The organism is Citrobacter sp. LUTT5, from assembly GCF_009905315.1.
GTDB classification, from domain to species: Bacteria; Pseudomonadota; Gammaproteobacteria; order Enterobacterales; family Enterobacteriaceae; genus Citrobacter; species Citrobacter freundii.
The window spans coordinates 2,344,299-2,362,865 of record NZ_CP047606.1 but is presented as its reverse complement, the minus strand read 5'-3'; the positions used below and the strand labels follow the sequence as shown (position 1 = coordinate 2,362,865).

Genomic DNA, 18,567 nt, shown 5'->3' with positions numbered 1-18,567 from the left:
TTCATTCTGATTATTCCCAGGACACAAAAGCGAAAATCTGTCTTTAGCGCTTTTGCTAAAATAGAAAGATAACTACAGGATTCGCCGCAGTTACGCGAGTCCCTCTTTTTGCGCAATGTAAGGGTGTCAGTATGATCACAATTGACGGTAATGGTGCGGTTGCTTCAGTCGCATTTCGTACCAGCGAAGTTATCGCCATCTACCCGATTACGCCCAGTTCGACGATGGCGGAACAGGCAGATGCCTGGGCCGGAAACGGGCTTAAAAACGTCTGGGGAGATACCCCTCGCGTCGTAGAAATGCAGTCAGAAGGCGGCGCAATCGCGACCGTTCACGGTGCATTGCAGACCGGTGCGCTCTCTACGTCGTTTACCTCATCGCAGGGTCTGTTGCTGATGATCCCAACGCTGTACAAACTGGCCGGTCAGTTGACGCCATTTGTGCTGCACGTTGCCGCGCGTACCATTGCTACTCATGCGCTGTCTATCTTCGGTGACCATTCCGACGTAATGGCAGTGCGCCAGACAGGGTGCGCGATGCTGTGTGCCAGCAGCGTGCAGGAAGCACAGGACTTTGCGCTCATTTCACAAATGGCCACTCTGAAAAGTCGGGTTCCGTTTATTCATTTCTTTGATGGTTTCCGCACATCGCATGAAATCAATAAAATTGTGCCGCTGGCCGATGACACGATCCTCAGCCTGATGCCGCAAGCTGAAATTGATGCGCATCGTGCCCGCGCGCTGAACCCTGAACATCCCGTTATTCGCGGGACATCTGCGAACCCGGATACCTACTTCCAGTCGCGTGAAGCGACAAACCCCTGGTACAACGCGGTTTACGAAAACGTCGAACAGGCGATGAACGACTTCGCCGCGGCGACGGGCCGCCAGTATCAACCCTTTGAGTATTACGGTCATCCACAGGCGGAACGTGTCATTATCTTGATGGGTTCTGCAATTGGTACCTGCGAAGAAGTCGTCGAAGAGTTACTTGCTCGTGGAGAGAAAGTTGGCGTCCTGAAAGTTCGGCTGTTCCGCCCATTCTCTGCCAAACATTTACTGCGCGCCCTGCCGGAAACCGTACGCAGCATCGCCGTTCTGGATCGCACTAAAGAGCCGGGTGCCCAGGCAGAACCGCTGTATCTGGATGTAATGACCGCGCTGGCGGAAGCCTTTAACTGCGGCGAGCGGGAAACCCTACCACGCGTAATTGGCGGGCGTTATGGCCTTTCTTCCAAAGAGTTTGGCCCGGACTGCGTCATGGCGGTCTTTACTGAGCTGAGTAGCGCGAAGCCGAAACCTCGCTTTACGGTTGGTATCTATGATGATGTCACCAACCTGTCACTACCGCTACCGGAAAGCACCCTGCCCGGTACCGCGAAGCTCGAAGCGCTGTTCTACGGTCTGGGCAGTGACGGCAGCGTGTCGGCCACCAAAAATAATATCAAGATTATCGGTAACTCGACGCCGTGGTATGCGCAGGGTTATTTCGTGTATGACTCGAAAAAAGCAGGCGGTCTGACGGTTTCTCACCTGCGCGTCAGCGAGCAGCCTATTCGATCAGCGTATCTGGTTTCACAAGCCGATTTTGTTGGCTGTCACCAACTGCAATTTATCGATAAGTATCAGATGGCCGAGCGCCTGAAACCAGGCGGGATCTTCCTGCTTAATACTCCTTACAACGTGGATGAAGTCTGGGCGCGTTTGCCGCAGGAAGTTCAGGCAGTACTGAATCAGAAGAAGGCCCGTTTCTACGTGATTAATGCGGCCAAAATCGCTCGCGAATGCGGTCTGGCAGCGCGTATTAACACCGTTATGCAAATGGCATTCTTCCATTTGACGCAAATCTTACCCGGCGACAGCGCGTTGGTTGAATTGCAGGGTGCGATTGCGAAAAGCTATAGCAGTAAAGGTCAGGATCTGGTTGAACGTAACTGGCAGGCGCTGGCTCTGGCGCGTGAATCCGTCGCCGAAGTGGCACTCCAGCCAGTTGACCCGCACAGCGCTAACCGCCCACCGGTGGTTTCTGATGCCGCGCCGGATTTCGTGAAAACCGTTACCGCGGCAATGCTCGCCGGTCTGGGTGATGCTCTTCCCGTATCCGCGCTGCCGCCAGACGGCACCTGGCCAATGGGCACCACGCGTTGGGAAAAACGCAATATCGCCGAAGAGATCCCCATCTGGAAGGAAGAGCTGTGTACCCAGTGTAACCACTGCGTTGCCGCTTGCCCGCACTCGGCAATCCGCGCCAAAGTGGTTTCACCAGAAGCGATGGAAAACGCCCCTGCCAGCCTGCATTCTCTGGATGTGAAATCACGCGATATGCGCGGTCAGAAATATGTCCTGCAGGTTGCGCCTGAGGATTGCACCGGTTGTAATCTGTGCGTCGAAGTGTGCCCGGCGAAAGACAGGCAGAATCCGGAGATCAAGGCCATCAATATGATGTCGCGCCTTGAGCATGTTGAAGAAGAAAAAGTTAACTACGACTTCTTCCTCAATCTGCCGGAAATAGACCGCACTAAACTGGAACGCATTGATATTCGTACCTCACAGTTGATAACGCCGCTGTTTGAATATTCCGGCGCCTGCTCGGGCTGTGGTGAAACGCCGTATATCAAGCTGCTTACGCAACTGTACGGCGACCGCATGCTGATCGCCAATGCGACCGGCTGTTCATCGATTTATGGCGGTAACCTGCCCTCAACGCCGTATACCACCGACGCTAACGGTCGTGGGCCCGCGTGGGCAAACTCACTGTTTGAGGATAACGCCGAGTTCGGTCTGGGCTTCCGTCTGACGGTAGATCAGCACCGTGTGCGCGTTATGCGTTTATTGGAACAGTTTGCCGATAACATTCCGGCTGAACTGAATGACGCCCTGCACGCTGAAGCGACGCCAGAAGTACGCCGTGAACAAGTTGCCGCGCTGCGCCAGCACCTGAAAGATGTCGAAGGCGCACAGCAGCTGTTAACCGATGCCGACGCGTTGGTCGAGAAATCCATCTGGCTGATTGGCGGCGACGGCTGGGCTTACGATATTGGTTTTGGCGGTCTGGATCACGTCCTGAGTCTGACCGAGAACGTCAATATTCTGGTGCTGGATACTCAATGTTACTCCAACACGGGTGGACAAGCGTCGAAAGCCACACCGCTCGGGGCTGTCACCAAATTTGGCGAACACGGCAAGCGCAAGGCGCGTAAAGATCTTGGCGTCAGTATGATGATGTACGGGCACGTGTATGTTGCACAGATCTCTCTGGGCGCACAGTTGAACCAGACGGTGAAAGCGATTCAGGAAGCAGAAGCCTATCCGGGTCCGTCGCTGATTATCGCCTATAGCCCATGTGAGGAGCACGGTTACGATCTCGCGCTAAGCCACGATCAGATGCGCCAGCTGACGGCGACCGGATTCTGGCCGCTGTACCGCTTTGATCCGCGTCGTGCAGATGAAGGTAAATTGCCGCTGGCGCTGGACTCTCGCCCACCGTCAGACGCGCTGGCCGAAACATTGCTTAACGAGCAGCGCTTCCGCCGCCTGAATGCCCAACAGCCAGAAGTTGCTGAGCAGCTGTGGAAAGACGCCGCCGCCGATCTGCAAAAACGCTACGACTTCCTGGCCCAACTGGCAGGTAAAGCAGAAAAGAGCGGTGCCGAGTAATACATTTATCTCAATATTTGCCTGGAACCAAAAAAAAAGCCCGAACAGTTGTTCGGGCTTGTCAATTTATTCGCTGGCTAATTAATAATTACCATCAATATACCAACGAAAAATAAAACGTGACAATAAAGGCATATAACACGCGCAGAATAGCCCAACAAAATTCAATTGTATAATTTTTATTTTATATATTTTCACGCAACACATTCATCGCAATTATCATCATTTCCGTAGAATTATTTATTTAAGGTTTTACTTAAGGCGTAACAATTCATATTTATCTCTTTACGGAACTTCTCCTTTAGCATGCTTTTACTCCCTACATGGGTAGTCACAGGTTAATAAAAAAACTAAAGGATTATTTCAATGAACAGAAAAGTACTGGCTCTCGTAATTCCTGCCCTGCTGGCTGCAGGCGCTGCTCACGCGGCTGAAGTTTATGATAAAGACGGCAACAAATTAGATCTCTACGGTAAAGTAGACGGCCTGCGTTATTTCTCTGATGATGCAAACAAAGATGGCGATCAGACTTATGTTCGTGGCGGCTTCAAAGGTGAAACTCAGATCAACGATATGCTCACCGGTTACGGTCAGTGGGAATATCAGGTCAATGCCAACACCACTGAAGGCAACCGCAACAATAATTTCACTCGTCTGGCCTTTGCCGGTCTGAAATTCGGCGACTACGGCTCATTCGACTACGGCCGTAACTACGGCGTACTGTACGACGTAGAAGGCTGGACCGATATGCTGCCTGAGTTCGGCGGTGACTCCTACACCTATGCTGATAACTTTATGACCGGCCGTGCTAACGGCGTAGCAACTTACCGTAACACCGATTTCTTCGGTCTGGTAAACGGTCTGAACTTTGCACTGCAGTATCAGGGCGCAAACGAACAAGCGGGTGATGAGCAGGAAGGTACCGGTAACGGTAACGGCGGCGACCGTAACGTTCAGAACTCTAACGGCGACGGCTTCGGTATCTCCTCTACCTACGATCTGGGTATGGGCGTGAGCTTCGGTGCGGCATACTCTACTTCTGACCGTACTAACGAGCAGGTTAACGCAGGTAAAGCTGGCGGCAACGTTGCTGGCGGTGATACCGCTGACGCATGGACTACCGGCCTGAAATACGATGCCAACAACATCTATCTGGCAACCATGTACTCCGAAACCCGTAACATGACTCCGTACGGCGACAGCGGCGTAGCCAACAAAACCCAGAACTTCGAAGTCACTGCACAGTACCAGTTCGACTTCGGTCTGCGTCCGGCTGTGTCTTTCCTGATGTCTAAAGGTAAAGACCTGAACGCTACCGACGGTGACAAAGACCTGGTTAAATATGCTGATATCGGCGCTACCTACTACTTCAACAAAAACATGTCCACCTATGTTGATTACAAAATCAACCTGCTGGACGAAGACGACAGCTTCTACACTCGTAACAACATCTCTACTGATGACGTAGTTGCATTAGGTCTGGTTTACCAGTTCTAATCCGTCAGCCCGCTGGCAACAGCGGGCTCTCTTTATGTTCTAACAATTCTGTTTTATCCAGATCAAAACATTATATCTGTTGCGTTAAAACATCTCTCTGATAGATGATATCTTGCATTAAGACCTGTAGTAGAGGATACCTGCAATGAATCATCATCCTGTAAAATCATCCCGTATTGCATCCGTCGGCTATGACGAATCCTCTCACACGCTGGAAATTCGCTTTCACCAATTGGCTACCCTGCAATATCAGCCTGTCCCTGCCCGTATTTTTCGTGATTTCCTGAGCGTGGTCTCGAAAGGTCGATTTTACGACGGCGTAATAAAAGGCAAGTTTCCTGAAATCAAAATAAAGTGATGCCAAAATGTGATCTTTGTCATTGTACATAAAGTGCCATTACGCGGTAAGCTTTAGGTGGATACTTAAACAGGAGGTTTTATGAACAGAACGATTCTTGTACCCATCGATATTTCAGACTCAGAATTAACTCAACGCGTTATTGCCCATGTTGAAGCAGAGGCCAAAATTGACGATGCGCAGGTCCATTTTCTGACCGTAATTCCGTCACTGCCCTATTACGCTTCTCTGGGACTGGCCTACTCGGCAGAGTTACCGGCCATGGACGATCTGAAAGCCGAAGCAAAATCTCAACTGGAAGAGATTATCAAGAAGTTCAATATCCCAACGGACAGAGTGCACATTCATGTCGCAGAAGGTGCGCCGAAAGATAAGATTCTGGAGATCGCCAAAAAATTACCGGCTGATATGGTCATTATTGCCTCACACCGACCTGACATCACCACCTACCTGCTGGGCTCTAACGCCGCAGCAGTAGTGCGTCATGCGGAGTGTTCGGTACTGGTAGTCCGCTAAGCTTTCAGGCCCGCACATCGCTGCGGGCTTTTTGTTTCTACCACTTATACCCCACGATTCCTGTCCTAAATGTGCTGACATTTTTCCCGCTTATCCGTACCATACACGCCACAGTTTTTATATCAGACTTCTTTTGCCGGACTATCCGGCGTGATGCATACTCTTCTGATGCCACACTATGAATTGAGCCTCTATTAAATGTCGCAAAATCAAGATATTAGCAAGAAAGAACAATACAACCTGAACAAATTGCAAAAACGTCTGCGTCGTAACGTGGGCGAAGCCATTGCCGACTTCAATATGATCGAAGACGGCGATCGCATTATGGTGTGTCTTTCCGGCGGGAAAGACAGCTATACCATGCTGGAGATCCTGCGTAATTTGCAGCAAAGCGCCCCGATCAGTTTTTCCTTGGTTGCGGTTAACCTCGATCAAAAACAACCTGGCTTCCCAGAGCACATTCTGCCGGAGTATCTGGAACAGCTGGGCGTTGAGTACAAGATTGTCGAAGAAAACACTTACGGGATCGTCAAAGACAAAATCCCTGAAGGCAAAACGACCTGCTCGCTCTGCTCTCGCCTGCGTCGCGGCATTCTGTACCGTACGGCAACCGAGTTAGGTGCCACCAAGATTGCGCTCGGCCACCATCGCGACGACATCCTGCAAACGCTGTTTTTAAACATGTTCTACGGCGGAAAAATGAAAGGTATGCCGCCGAAGCTGATGAGTGATGACGGTAAGCACATCGTGATCCGCCCGCTGGCTTACTGCCGTGAGAAAGATATCGAGCGCTTCTCCGAAGCGAAAGGTTTCCCGATTATTCCGTGCAATCTGTGCGGCTCACAGCCTAACCTGCAGCGTCAGGTCATTGCTGACATGCTGCGTGACTGGGACAAACGCTATCCAGGTCGGATTGAAACCATGTTCAGTGCGATGCAGAACGTTGTGCCTTCACATCTGAGCGATATCAATCTGTTCGATTTTAAAGGCATTAAGCACGGTTCAGAGGTTGTAGACGGCGGTGATTTAGCGTTCGATCGTGAAGAGATCCCGCTGCAGCCTGCGGGCTGGCAGCCAGAAGAAGATGATGCTCAACTGGATGAGTTACGCCTGAACGTGGTGGAAGTGAAGTAAGTCGATTATGTAAACGTCTTATCAGGCCTACAACGAGCATATACCCGTTGTAGGCCTGGTAAGCGGAGCACCATCAGGCACTCCAATGGGTATTTATTTCAATAAACGAACTCGGCAAGTCTTGCCTTTAATCTTACCGTTTTGCAATTGTTTCCACGCCTTGTGCGCTATGTTCTGGCGAACGGCGACATAGACGTGTGCCGGATGAACGGCAATTTTGCCGATATCGGCGCCATCCAGGCCAATATCACCGGTCAGAGCCCCCAGAACATCACCAGGACGCATTTTAGCCTTTTTGCCACCATCAATGCATAACGTCGCCATCTCTGCTTCCAGCGGCAGGATGGACACGTTAGCTGGCGCTGGCAGCCAGTTCAGCTTCAATTGCAGCATTTCAGAAAGAATATTGGCACGCTGCGCTTCTTCCGGCGCACAGAAACTAATCGCCAGACCGCTGTTACCGGCTCGCGCGGTACGTCCGATACGATGGACATGAACCTCCGGATCCCACGCCAGTTCGAAGTTAACTACCAGTTCGAGTGATTTAATATCCAGGCCACGTGCGGCCACATCGGTGGCAACCAGAACGCGTGCGCTGCCGTTGGCAAAACGCACCAGCGTCTGGTCGCGATCGCGCTGTTCAAGATCGCCATGCAGTGAAAGTGCGCTTTGCCCCGCCGCATTCAATGCGTCACACACGGCCTGACAGTCTTTTTTGGTGTTGCAAAAAACGACGCATGAAGCAGGCTGATGCTGGCTGAGCAATTTTTGCAGCAGCGGAATTTTTCCGTGGCTGGAGGTTTCGAAAAACTGCTGTTCAATCGCCGGTAACGTATCGACCGTATCAATTTCAATGGTTAATGGATTTTGTTGCACCCGGCCACTGATAGCGGCAATGGCTTCCGGCCAGGTCGCAGAAAACAGCAAGGTCTGGCGAGAAGCTGGTGCAAAGCGAATGACATCATCAATTGCATCGCTAAAGCCCATATCCAGCATGCGGTCGGCTTCATCCATAACCAGCGTATTCAGGGCTTCCAGAGAAACGGTGCCTTTTTGCAGGTGGTCGAGTAAACGCCCCGGCGTGGCGACAATAATATGAGGTGCATGCTGCAGAGAGTCACGCTGTGCACCAAAGGGCTGCCCACCGCACAGCGTTAAGATCTTGGTGTTTGGCAGAAAGCGCGCTAAACGACGCAGTTCACCCGCCACCTGGTCGGCAAGCTCTCGGGTTGGGCACAGCACCAGTGACTGCGTCTGAAACAGCGCAGCATCAATGTGCTGTAATAACCCGAGACCAAAGGCCGCCGTTTTGCCACTGCCGGTTTTAGCCTGCACGCGAACATCTTTCCCCGCCAGGATTGCCGGTAATGCGGCAGCCTGAACAGGCGTCATTTCAAGATAACCCAGCTCGTTAAGGTTCTCGAGTTGGGCAGCAGGTAAAACATTCAGGGTTGAAAAAGCAGTCACAATTTAATCTCGCGGTAAAAACTCACATTCAGCAGGCGCGTATCCTCGCAGATCTGCGCCTACGATGCGACAATTTAATAGGTTCTTCATCCGGCGGCGGATCCGGCATTGGCTGCGGACGAGGAATGGGATCGGGAATGGGAACCGGGTCAGTCGGGAGCGAATCCGTGTGCGCAGTTGCAATCAGACAGGTCATATACTCCTCCAGTCATTCAGGTTGACTCTTTTAGGGTAGACGCTGATTTCCTGCAGGCAAAAAAAAGCCGACTAATCTAAGCCGGCGTCGTACGAATCAATTGTGCTATGCAGTAATTCAAAAAAGGAAGTAAGACAATATGGAGCGCAACGCCCATCGCTTGACGTTGCATTCACCTGCGAGAGAGATATTGCCCCGAATAGGTAGATGGTTTATTGACCTCGCTCAAAATTCAGGACGTTTTCATGCGCAAAAGTCACTAAAAAACGTTGTTGTTACAACCATTTACTACGATGCAACCATAAAGTAACACCACCAATCAGGACCACTAACAGAATACAAAAAAGTGAGAAACCGAACTGCCAACCACCGCCGGGGATACCGCCGAGGTTAACGCCGAAAAGCCCGGTTAAGAATGTGCTGGGAAGAAAAACCATTGCCATCAATGACATTGTATACGTTCGACGAGCCAGAGACTCCTGCATCACCTGCGCAATTTCATCCGCCATGATACCGGTCCTGGCAATACAGGCATCGATTTCATCCAGCCCTCTCCCCAGCCTGTCAGCGATATCCTGCATCCGTCGCCGATGGTCGTCAGTCATCCAGGACAACCGTTCGCTCGCCAGGCGGGCATAGACATCACGCTGTGGCGCCATATAACGGCGCATCACAATTAACTGCTTACGCAGTAATGCCAGGAAGCCACGCGGCGGGATCTGCTGATCGAGCAGGTTATCTTCCAGATCGATAATTTTGTCGTGCAACTGTTCGATAAATTCGCTGGCATGATCGGTCAGCGCATCACAAACATCCACCAGCCAACCGCCACAATCAGCTGGCCCTGTACCTTCCTGGAGATCGCTGACCACGTCATCCAGTGCCAGCACTTTGCGCTGACGCGTTGAGACAATCAGACGCTCATCCATATATAAACGCATCGCTACCAGTTGGTCAGGCCGCTCGTCGGTGCTGCCGTTGATACAGCGCAGCGTAATTAACGTACCTTCTCCTACCCTGCTGACACGCGGGCGCGTGCTTTCACCCGCCAGCGCATCACGCACGTTATTGGGGAGTAAGGGCGTTGTCGCCAGCCATTGCGCACTTTCAGGATGAGTATAATTAAGATGCAGCCAGCAGGGATGCTGAGTGTCGATAACATCGTTATCTTCCAGTGGTTTCACCCCACCACGCCCATCCAACAGCCAGGCAAACACGGCATCCGGCACATTAACATCCGTTCCCTTAATGGCTTCCACAGCGCCTCCACAAACATTCAGCTTTTTTCGTTAGTCTAGCCGTCAGAATATGTTAAGCAATATCTCATTGTCCCATTGTGCTGAAATGACTCATAAAAGTATCTGATAACAAAAAGCGCCGACAAAGGTGGCGCTTGTTGTGAGGTACCCTGTTAAGCCCGCTGGCGTCTCTCAGATTCAAAAGCGTGACTTAAACGAAACTTGTGCGTTCGTGACTGGAGGTCAGTCACTTGATTTTTCAGAATATCCGAAGAGTCAGACAGTTCATCCACCATAATGGCGTTACTCTGGGTAACGTTTTCCAGTTCCGCGAGCGCATGAGTAATACTGATGATCCCTTTCTCCTGCTCCTGCGTAGTGGTTAATATCTCGCCCATCAGTTGGTTTAATTGCCCGGCGCCACCAACAATATCCTGCATATTTTTTTCAGCTTCACGCACAATAGCCGCGCCTTGCTGAACGTTTTCATGAGTTTGGGCAATCAGATGTTTAATATTCTTAGCGGCATCTGCGCTACGGTGCGCGAGCATTCGTACCTCTCCGGCCACCACGGAAAAACCTTTACCATGTTCTCCCGCTCTCGCCGCTTCTACGGCGGCATTCAATGCCAGAATATTTGTCTGGAATGCAATACCATCTATCAGGGTAATAATTTCTGTCATCTGCTGGGCGCACTCGGTGATCGACTGCATATTGGTTGCGACCTGCACCATTAAATCACCGCCCTGCCGGGCAGATAGTGTTGCAATATTGGCCTTAGCACTCGCCATTTGCGTATTCTCTGCATTGTTACGCGTGCTGACCGCTATTTCATCCATGTTGGCAGCCGTTTGCATTAATGCTCCGGATTGCTGCTCTGTTTTTACCGATAACTCAGCGCTGCGTTCCGCGAGCTGTTCAGAGAGCGCCATCGCCGTTTGCGAAGATGTTCTGATCTCATTAACGAGTGTTGAAATATTACTTGATAAACTATTAATGCCCGGTATTAATCTTCCCGCACAGTTATTGCCAAACTCTGGAATACTAATCGCCAGATTCCCGGAGGTTACCTCCTCAATGCTTCTTTTAACCGTATTAATTGGCACGACTAAATATTTCGTCATGTACCACCACAAACATAATATAGAAGTAAAACTGACCAAATTAGTTCCAATGATAATTACCGGGGGAGCGGAAAATATTATTTCAAAAACATTGAGAGCGACCGCCGTAATGAGCAGAAATAAAATAATAAAGGTTCTGACGCTAATATCATTTAACATTTTAGTCCTGTGCGCTAAGAAATAACGTGGATATTATTTTTTATAGCATCTGCAATGCAGATTTCCATAACGCGGAGACGAAAGACGAACTTTCAATGAGAGTCTGCAATCCTTTCACTTAAGACAGACAATAACACTATTTATTTACATTAACCAGGTGCTTTATCCTGCAAAGGATAATGCTGGCGCTTGTCGTTAGATTATTGTGATGACAAGCACGTCGTGTGCATAAAATGCACAGAATTATAAATCTTATGAATATTTGTATAAGTAAAGGTCTATCATTTTCGATGTTTGCCCCTTCCCTCTAATAGTCATTGTAAAAACACAAGAACATCCCAGGTTTTATCAGGTTAACTGGACAAAACCTGCTAAATTTATCATCACGTCTTTTTTTTGATAGGTAGTAAGATGTTGCACGTGTCGTGGGACCCTGTATTGATTGGGATTTCCTTTATTGTCGCGTTTATTGCCTCCTTTATTGCCCTCGACAGTGCGGGCAAAGTGGCAATTTCCAGCAGACGTGAATCTACCTTCTGGCGACTCTCTGGCGGCGCTACGCTGGGTATGGGGATCTGGTCGATGCATTTTATCGGTATGCTGGCCATGAAAATGAGTATGCCAATAAATTACCATTTATCCCTCACCGCGTTTTCGTTCTTTATTGCGCTCATTTCTGCGACAGTCGCCATCAATATCGCCATTTCTGGTAATACGCTATCAACAAAACGCCTGCTCATTGCTACCAGCATATTAAGTGCCGGTGTTGTTACAATGCACTACGTTGGTATGTATGCCGTTATCGAACATGTGGCTATAACCTGGGATCGCTCGCTGATCCTGCTCTCCGTGATTATTGCCGTCGCTGCGTCTGGCGTGGGTTTGTGGCTGGCCTTTCACTTACGCCAAAATAGCCGTCGAGCGCTAATAAATCGGCTTATTGCTGCCTTTATTATGGCGCTGGCAATAGCCTCTATGCATTACACCGGTATGGGAGCAGCTACGTTCACCCATTTTGGACACACTGCGCACGATGGTCTCAGCACGCTGGAACTTTCTATCTGGGTCTGCGCCGTCACGCTTGTTATTTTGGGGATCATGCTGGTGGTTTCGATGGTGGATTCGCAACTCCGTACCTCCCGACTGGCTGACAATCTGCATCAGTTGAACTGCCAGCTTGAGCATCAGGTTCACTTCGACGCGCTGACCGGTCTCGCTAATCGTACGCAAATAGACACCTGCTTACTGGCCTGCCTGCGGCATTCTAAACTGCATCAGCAGCATTTCGCGTTGGTATTTATCGACCTCGATCGTTTTAAAGTCGTTAACGATACCTGGGGACATCACATTGGCGATCAGCTACTGATAGCCAGTACACAGCGAATCTTCACTTGCCTTGATGACTCAATGACGCTGGCAAGACTGGGGGGCGATGAATTTATCCTGCTGATTCCAGACTGCAACCAGCAGGATATCTCCGCCCTGCTGACGCGGATTGCCGATGTGATCGGTGAACCCTTTACCTTGTTCGGACATACCATTCGGGTTTCGTTAAGTGCGGGGAGCAGTATTTACCCTGAGCATGGCTCAACGCTGCATGAGCTAAAAGTGAAGGCCGATATGGCGATGTATCATGTCAAACAGGCGGGCAGAAACGGCTGGGCTATTTATCATCCGGAAATGGAAGCTATCGCGGATACACCGCCGACATTTTTACAAGAATTGTCGCAAGCGCTTGAACGCAACCAGTTTGAGCTATGGTATCAGCCTAAATATACCGCTGGAGATCATTCCCTGACCGGTTTTGAAGCATTATTACGCTGGCATCATCCGGAACGCGGCATGCTGCTGCCAGCCGAATTTCTTTCTGCGTTGGAAGATACGGGCCTGATTATTCCCGTTGGGAAATGGGTTATCCAGCAGGCATGCCTGCAGTTGCATCAATGGAAATTACAGGGAAATGCAGAATGGACGCTCGCCGTTAACCTCTCACCCGCCCAGTTTGAACAGCATGATATTATTGATGTTGTTTGTAACGCCCTGGCGCAGTATCAACTGTCACCTGCTTGCCTCACGCTGGAACTCACTGAAAGCACCGCCCTTAAAAATTTGAAACGCAGTGTGGAAGTCCTGAATGCTTTTTCTGCTTTGGGGATCACCGTATCTATTGATGATTTCGGTACAGGTTATTCAAATATATTGATGCTGAAGTCTCTTCCGGCGCGCGAATTAAAAATTGACAGGATATTTGTCAAAGATATCAGCGAGAACAGCAAAAACACAAAAATTGTGTCTACCATTATTGACATAGCTCACTCCATGAATATGCGTGTGGTGGCAGAAGGAATAGAAACCCAGGAACAGGAAATACTCCTTACTCAGATGGGGTGTAGCATGCTGCAAGGTTTCTTGTTTGCAAAACCGCTGCCAGCACATAAGATTCATGAACTGATACAACAAGAAAACAGTATCAAGCAAAAGCCAGTTGTACACCCCTTGTCTCACCGACAATCAATAACATTGTGAGACGTAATATCTAAAAATATTCGCCATTTAACAGGCAACACAGCAGATAAAGATAACGGGATTATCGATGAGCACAACCGAGCTGCATTCACTGGATTTATTAACCTTTCCGGTGTGGATTGTTTTGCCACATACCGAAGAGCTGGTGTTCGCTAATAACGTTGCACGGGAGCTAATGCAGGGTCTCTGTTTTTCCCCGCTCCGCAAGGGAACATTTTCAACGCATGCTCAAAATGACTTAACCATGTATCTCAGCGACTTGCGAAATCATCACCATGTAGTGGAAATTCTCACGGTTTACCGCGACGGTGAAGAGATTGCGATGGCAAGTCGCCTTTCCATTAAACCCCTGCCTGGCATGGGTGAAGTCATCCTTTTCGAAGGCATTGAGACGCCTGCTGCACAGGGTCTGAAAGCGAGCCGTTCAGCAACCTATCAGCGGAAAAAACAGGGATTTTATGCGCGCTTCTTCCAGACTAATTCCGCGCCAATGTTACTTATTGATCCGTCCCGCGATGGGTTGATCGTGGATGCAAACCTCAGTGCGCTCAATTTTTATGGATACACTCATGATGTGATGTGTCAGAAACATACATGGGAAATCAATATGCTGGGCCGCCATATACTTCCGGTGATGCATGAAATCGCCCATCTGCCCGGCGGCCATAAACCTTTGCATTTTGTCCATAAACTGGCTGATGGGACTTCCCGTCATGTGCAAACCTACGCCGGACCGATCGAAATTTACGGTAATAAACTGATGTTGTGCATTATTCATGACATTACCGAACAAAAGCGGCTGGAACAGGAGCTGGAGCGTGCGGCCCTGCGAGATGTTTTAACGGGATTACTTAACCGCCGACATTTTTATCAGGTAACCGAGCCGGAACAGACGCATGCGATATCATTGACGCAGGACTACAGCCTGTTGTTGATCGATACGGATCGCTTTAAAAGCATTAACGATCTGTTTGGCCATTTAAAAGGCGACGAAGTGCTCTGTGCTCTGGCACGCACCCTGGAATCCTGTGCGCGAAAAGACGATCTTATTTTTCGCTGGGGTGGTGAAGAATTTGTGCTGCTCCTGCCGCGAACGTCGCTGGATGTCGCTCTCAACCTAGCAGAAGTGATCCGTGCGACAGTGGCAAAGGTGACTCTCCCTGGCCTTCCCCGTTTTACCGTCAGCATTGGTGTAGCACGGCACGAAACAAATGAAAGTATCGATGAGTTATTCAAACGTGTTGACGACGCGTTGTACAAAGCCAAGAACGAAGGCAGGAACAGAGTGCTGGCCGCCTGATGTTTACGTCGTTCAGCGACTACGTTTAGCGTGACGCTCCCAGTTATCCTGTTTTGCCTGCGCGGTTTTACGCAATGCCACATAGCATGCCCCGCTGCCGCCGTGATGCGGCAGTGCGGCGCAGTATGCTTGCACGTCGTCAAATTCCGTCAACCAGCGCGCTACGTAGCTGCGAATAATATTGGCATGAGAATTATCGTCACGTCCCTTGCCGTGTATCACCAGCACGTTACGCAACCCTTCTTGCTGCGCCTGCAGAATAAAGCTAAAGAGCATCTGACGACATGTTTCAACAGGTTGGCGAATAAGATTAAGACTCGCCTGCTGCGGGTATTTTCCGTTTCGCAGCTTGTCAGTCACACCGTTCTGTAAACCTTCGCGACGAAACTCGAGCGGCACACTTAACGGGACAATATCGAGAAATCCCGTCGAGAGAAAATTATCCAGTTGAAGCGTATCGATACGCGCCGGAATGCGAAGATTACGCATGGGCTGCCAGTGTACATCGGTATGGCTTTTCAGCGGTTGAACATCCCCCATAGCGTCAAGAAACAACGATGCATCATCAAGGTTCATGTTTCATCCTCCAGCGTATTGCGACGGGCATTATCATAACCGCGCACTATTATACCGACAACTATACCGGTAACGCTTTACGGTTATTTCCAATAATTAACCGGATCCGTCGCGCTGAACCGATCTACTCACGACAAGTTGATATCCATTTTTAGAGGTATAGCTGCGACGGTCACTGGCGTGATAATGTGTAGCCTCGCCTGAATGCTGTAATGAGAGAAACGGATGCTTAACTTACTGGAAGACACCATCGACACGCCGCTGGGCCCGCTGTGGGTTATTTGTGATGAGCAATTTCGCCTGCGTGCAGTGGAATGGGATCAGCACAGCGATCGCATGGAACAATTGCTTGATATTCATTACCGCACAGAAGGTTATCAGCGCATTACCGCCAAAAACCCAGGTGGATTAAGCGACAAACTCGCTGAGTATTTTGCCGGAAACCTCAGCATCATTGACACGCTTGAAACGGCAACCGCAGGGACGCCTTTCCAGCGTGAAGTCTGGCAAGCGTTACGCACTATCCCCTGCGGGCAGGTCATGCATTATGGTCAACTGGCCGAAAAGTTGGGTCGCCCCGGTGCTGCAAGAGCCGTCGGCGCAGCTAATGGCTCCAATCCAGTAAGCATTGTGGTCCCCTGTCATCGCGTCATTGGACGTAACGGCACCATGACCGGATATGCCGGTGGCGTACAACGAAAAGAGTGGTTATTGCGCCACGAAGGTTATTTGCTACTCTAGACTCTAGGCAATTAATGCCTTATCCATCACACTTCCGCATAATGCGACCCCAAATTAATTGTGGCTAATCAAGCAGATACAAATATTCACTCCAGTTATGCCTGAATTATTCTCTCTTGGGAGTAGCTCAGGCTTACGTGCTCACCAAAAAGATGTTAAAATTGACAAATATCAATTACGGCTTGAGCAGACCTATGATCCCGGAAAAGCGAATTATACGGCGCATTCAGTCTGGCGGTTGTGCTATCCATTGCCAGGATTGCAGCATCAGCCAGCTTTGCATCCCGTTCACACTTAACGAGCATGAGCTTGACCAGCTCGATAACATCATCGAGCGCAAAAAGCCTATCCAAAAGGGGCAGACGCTCTTTAAAGCAGGTGATGAGCTTAAATCACTCTATGCTATCCGCTCCGGAACGATTAAAAGCTATACCATTACCGAACAAGGCGATGAGCAGATTACTGGCTTCCATCTGGCGGGCGATCTGGTCGGTTTTGACGCGATTGGCAGCGGACATCACCCGAGCTTTGCTCAGGCGCTGGAAACCTCGATGGTATGCGAAATTCCTTTCGAAACCCTTGATGACCTGTCCGGCAAAATGCCAAATCTGCGTCAGCAGATGATGCGTCTGATGAGTGGCGAAATCAAAGGCGACCAGGATATGATCCTGTTGTTGTCGAAGAAAAACGCTGAAGAGCGCCTGGCGGCTTTTATCTACAATTTGTCTCGTCGCTTTGCCCAGCGTGGATTCTCGCCTCGTGAATTCCGCCTGACCATGACCCGTGGCGACATCGGTAACTACCTCGGTCTGACGGTTGAAACCATCAGCCGCCTGCTGGGTCGTTTCCAGAAAAGCGGTATGCTGGCGGTGAAAGGCAAATACATCACTATTGAGAATAGCGACGCGCTGGCAGTTCTTGCTGGCCATACGCGTAACGTTGCGTAATCTTTCCGCAAGCATCTCTGTTATCCTTCTGTCAAATCGCTAAATTATCCCGATTTATTGATCTGGCAGGAGGTTATTCCCTGTTTCAAACCACATTATTGGGTTACTCTTTTAGTTACAAACTGCGATGACAGTTGTAAGGAGACCCTGTATGGCTATGTATAAAAATATGCTGGTCGTCATCGACCCGAACCAGGACGATCAACCAGCATTACGGCGAGCTGTTTATTTGCATCAACGGATTGGTGGCAAAATTAAAGCCTTTTTGCCGATCTATGACTTTTCCTATGAGATGACTACCCTGCTGTCGCCCGATGAGCGTACGGCAATGCGTCAGGGGGTTATCAGCCAGCGAACTGCATGGATACGTGAACAAGCGAAATACTATATCGAAGCAGGGATCCCTCTGGAGATTAAAGTGGTCTGGCATAACCGACCCTTTGAAGCCATTATCCAGGAAGTCATCAGCGCCAAGCATGACCTGGTCCTCAAGATGGCGCACCAACACGACCGCCTCGAAGCCGTAATATTTACGCCAACCGACTGGCATTTATTGCGTAAATGTCCAAGTCCGGTATGGATGGTGAAAGACCAGCCATGGCCTGAAGGGGGTAAAGCACTGGTTGCAGTAAACCTCGCCAGTGAAGAGGCTTATCACAACGCGCTCAATGAAAAACTGGTCAAAGAGACGCTACAGCTTGCAGAACAGGTTAACCATACCGAAGTGCATCTGGTAGGCGCCTACCCTGTTACGCCAATCAACATCGCGATTGAACTGCCTGAATTTGATCCCAGCGTTTATAACGACGCAATCCGTGGACAGCATCTGCTGGCCATGAAGGCGCTACGCCAGAAATTCAGTATTGATGAGAAAGTGACGCACGTTGAAAAAGGCTTACCTGAAGAGGTCATTCCTGATTTAGCCGAGCACCTACAGGCAGGTATTGTGGTATTGGGGACCGTCGGACGTACCGGTATTTCTGCCGCGTTCCTTGGTAATACCGCGGAACAGGTTATCGATCATCTACGCTGTGACCTGCTGGTCATCAAGCCAGATGAATATCAGACGCCAGTTGAACTGGACGACGAAGAAGACGATTAACCACATAATAAAATGCCGGATGGCGATATC

Annotated in this window: 15 protein-coding genes; 10 read left to right on the top strand and 5 right to left on the bottom strand. The window is 49.8% G+C overall.

Translation table 11 applies throughout. The annotated features are described in order from the left end of the window. Positions 1-131: 131 nt before the first annotated feature. The 5 genes from nifJ to ttcA all read left to right on the top strand — a co-directional run bounded on the left by nifJ (position 132) and on the right by ttcA (position 7,161). A complete protein-coding gene (nifJ, locus tag GUC46_RS11305) occupies positions 132-3,656 on the top strand; it encodes a pyruvate:ferredoxin (flavodoxin) oxidoreductase (RefSeq protein WP_044710855.1) in 3,525 nt (1,174 codons plus the stop codon). 366 nt (positions 3,657-4,022) lie between these two features. Continuing rightward, complete coding sequence (ompC, locus tag GUC46_RS11300; RefSeq protein WP_160180192.1) at positions 4,023-5,153, top strand: porin OmpC; 1,131 nt, start codon at positions 4,023-4,025, stop codon at positions 5,151-5,153. 145 nt (positions 5,154-5,298) lie between these two features. Beyond that, complete coding sequence (locus GUC46_RS11295; RefSeq protein ID WP_003020366.1) at positions 5,299-5,511, top strand: KTSC domain-containing protein; 213 nt, start codon at positions 5,299-5,301, stop codon at positions 5,509-5,511. Between the two features lie 81 nt (positions 5,512-5,592). Beyond that, entirely contained in the window at positions 5,593-6,027 is a 435-nt protein-coding gene (gene uspF, locus GUC46_RS11290) for a universal stress protein UspF (protein ID WP_003020369.1), read from the top strand. Between the two features lie 198 nt (positions 6,028-6,225). Continuing rightward, positions 6,226-7,161, top strand: coding sequence for a tRNA 2-thiocytidine(32) synthetase TtcA (gene ttcA, locus GUC46_RS11285; protein WP_003833209.1), 936 nt, complete (start codon positions 6,226-6,228; stop codon positions 7,159-7,161). Positions 7,162-7,254: 93 nt separating this feature from the next. On the opposite strand, the gene dbpA is transcribed toward ttcA, so the two are convergent. From dbpA to GUC46_RS11270, 4 genes are all read right to left on the bottom strand, one after another. Then, a complete protein-coding gene (gene dbpA, locus GUC46_RS11280) occupies positions 7,255-8,628 on the bottom strand; it encodes an ATP-dependent RNA helicase DbpA (RefSeq protein ID WP_130714622.1) in 1,374 nt (457 codons plus the stop codon). Positions 8,629-8,656: 28 nt separating this feature from the next. Further along, on the bottom strand, positions 8,657-8,824 hold the full coding sequence (locus tag GUC46_RS24200; protein WP_008322343.1) for a hypothetical protein: 168 nt from the start codon (positions 8,822-8,824) through the stop codon (positions 8,657-8,659). A gap of 275 nt (positions 8,825-9,099) precedes the next feature. Then, positions 9,100-10,083, bottom strand: coding sequence for a zinc transporter ZntB (zntB, locus tag GUC46_RS11275; protein WP_003020379.1), 984 nt, complete (start codon positions 10,081-10,083; stop codon positions 9,100-9,102). A 152-nt stretch (positions 10,084-10,235) separates the two neighbouring features. Then, on the bottom strand, positions 10,236-11,345 hold the full coding sequence (locus GUC46_RS11270) for a methyl-accepting chemotaxis protein (RefSeq protein WP_016150306.1): 1,110 nt from the start codon (positions 11,343-11,345) through the stop codon (positions 10,236-10,238). A gap of 411 nt (positions 11,346-11,756) precedes the next feature. Here GUC46_RS11270 and GUC46_RS11265 point away from each other — a divergent pair, with 411 nt between their 5' ends. Both GUC46_RS11265 and GUC46_RS11260 read left to right on the top strand, forming a co-directional pair. Next, positions 11,757-13,871, top strand: coding sequence for a bifunctional diguanylate cyclase/phosphodiesterase (locus tag GUC46_RS11265; RefSeq protein WP_121571773.1), 2,115 nt, complete (start codon positions 11,757-11,759; stop codon positions 13,869-13,871). 67 nt (positions 13,872-13,938) lie between these two features. Next, positions 13,939-15,171 (top strand): sensor domain-containing diguanylate cyclase, encoded by a 1,233-nt coding sequence (locus GUC46_RS11260; RefSeq protein WP_003843938.1) that lies wholly within the window; start codon positions 13,939-13,941, stop codon positions 15,169-15,171. A 12-nt stretch (positions 15,172-15,183) separates the two neighbouring features. Here GUC46_RS11260 and smrA read toward each other — a convergent pair whose 3' ends face one another. After that, complete coding sequence (gene smrA, locus GUC46_RS11255; RefSeq protein ID WP_130714621.1) at positions 15,184-15,747, bottom strand: DNA endonuclease SmrA; 564 nt, start codon at positions 15,745-15,747, stop codon at positions 15,184-15,186. Positions 15,748-15,972: 225 nt separating this feature from the next. Between smrA and ogt the strand changes: the two genes are divergently transcribed. The 3 genes from ogt to uspE all read left to right on the top strand — a co-directional run bounded on the left by ogt (position 15,973) and on the right by uspE (position 18,537). Continuing rightward, on the top strand, positions 15,973-16,488 hold the full coding sequence (gene ogt / locus GUC46_RS11250; protein WP_049003283.1) for a methylated-DNA--[protein]-cysteine S-methyltransferase: 516 nt from the start codon (positions 15,973-15,975) through the stop codon (positions 16,486-16,488). A 194-nt stretch (positions 16,489-16,682) separates the two neighbouring features. Beyond that, the gene (gene fnr / locus GUC46_RS11245) at positions 16,683-17,435 is read left to right on the top strand and encodes a fumarate/nitrate reduction transcriptional regulator Fnr (RefSeq protein WP_003020397.1); all 753 of its coding nucleotides are present in this window, start codon (positions 16,683-16,685) and stop codon (positions 17,433-17,435) included. A gap of 151 nt (positions 17,436-17,586) precedes the next feature. Beyond that, complete coding sequence (gene uspE / locus GUC46_RS11240) at positions 17,587-18,537, top strand: universal stress protein UspE (protein ID WP_003840808.1); 951 nt, start codon at positions 17,587-17,589, stop codon at positions 18,535-18,537. Positions 18,538-18,567: the final 30 nt, after the last annotated feature.

Coding starts and splice junctions, on each gene's coding strand:
- smrA (WP_130714621.1), bottom strand. CDS start 15,747: ATGAACCTTGATGATGCATCGTTGTTTCTTGACGCTATGGGGGATGTT.
- GUC46_RS11270 (WP_016150306.1), bottom strand. CDS start 11,345: ATGTTAAATGATATTAGCGTCAGAACCTTTATTATTTTATTTCTGCTC.
- GUC46_RS11295 (WP_003020366.1), top strand. CDS start 5,299: ATGAATCATCATCCTGTAAAATCATCCCGTATTGCATCCGTCGGCTAT.
- ttcA (WP_003833209.1), top strand. CDS start 6,226: ATGTCGCAAAATCAAGATATTAGCAAGAAAGAACAATACAACCTGAAC.
- ompC (WP_160180192.1), top strand. CDS start 4,023: ATGAACAGAAAAGTACTGGCTCTCGTAATTCCTGCCCTGCTGGCTGCA.
- GUC46_RS11260 (WP_003843938.1), top strand. CDS start 13,939: ATGAGCACAACCGAGCTGCATTCACTGGATTTATTAACCTTTCCGGTG.
- uspF (WP_003020369.1), top strand. CDS start 5,593: ATGAACAGAACGATTCTTGTACCCATCGATATTTCAGACTCAGAATTA.
- fnr (WP_003020397.1), top strand. CDS start 16,683: ATGATCCCGGAAAAGCGAATTATACGGCGCATTCAGTCTGGCGGTTGT.
- GUC46_RS11265 (WP_121571773.1), top strand. CDS start 11,757: ATGTTGCACGTGTCGTGGGACCCTGTATTGATTGGGATTTCCTTTATT.
- GUC46_RS24200 (WP_008322343.1), bottom strand. CDS start 8,824: ATGACCTGTCTGATTGCAACTGCGCACACGGATTCGCTCCCGACTGAC.
- nifJ (WP_044710855.1), top strand. CDS start 132: ATGATCACAATTGACGGTAATGGTGCGGTTGCTTCAGTCGCATTTCGT.
- ogt (WP_049003283.1), top strand. CDS start 15,973: ATGCTTAACTTACTGGAAGACACCATCGACACGCCGCTGGGCCCGCTG.
- uspE (WP_003840808.1), top strand. CDS start 17,587: ATGGCTATGTATAAAAATATGCTGGTCGTCATCGACCCGAACCAGGAC.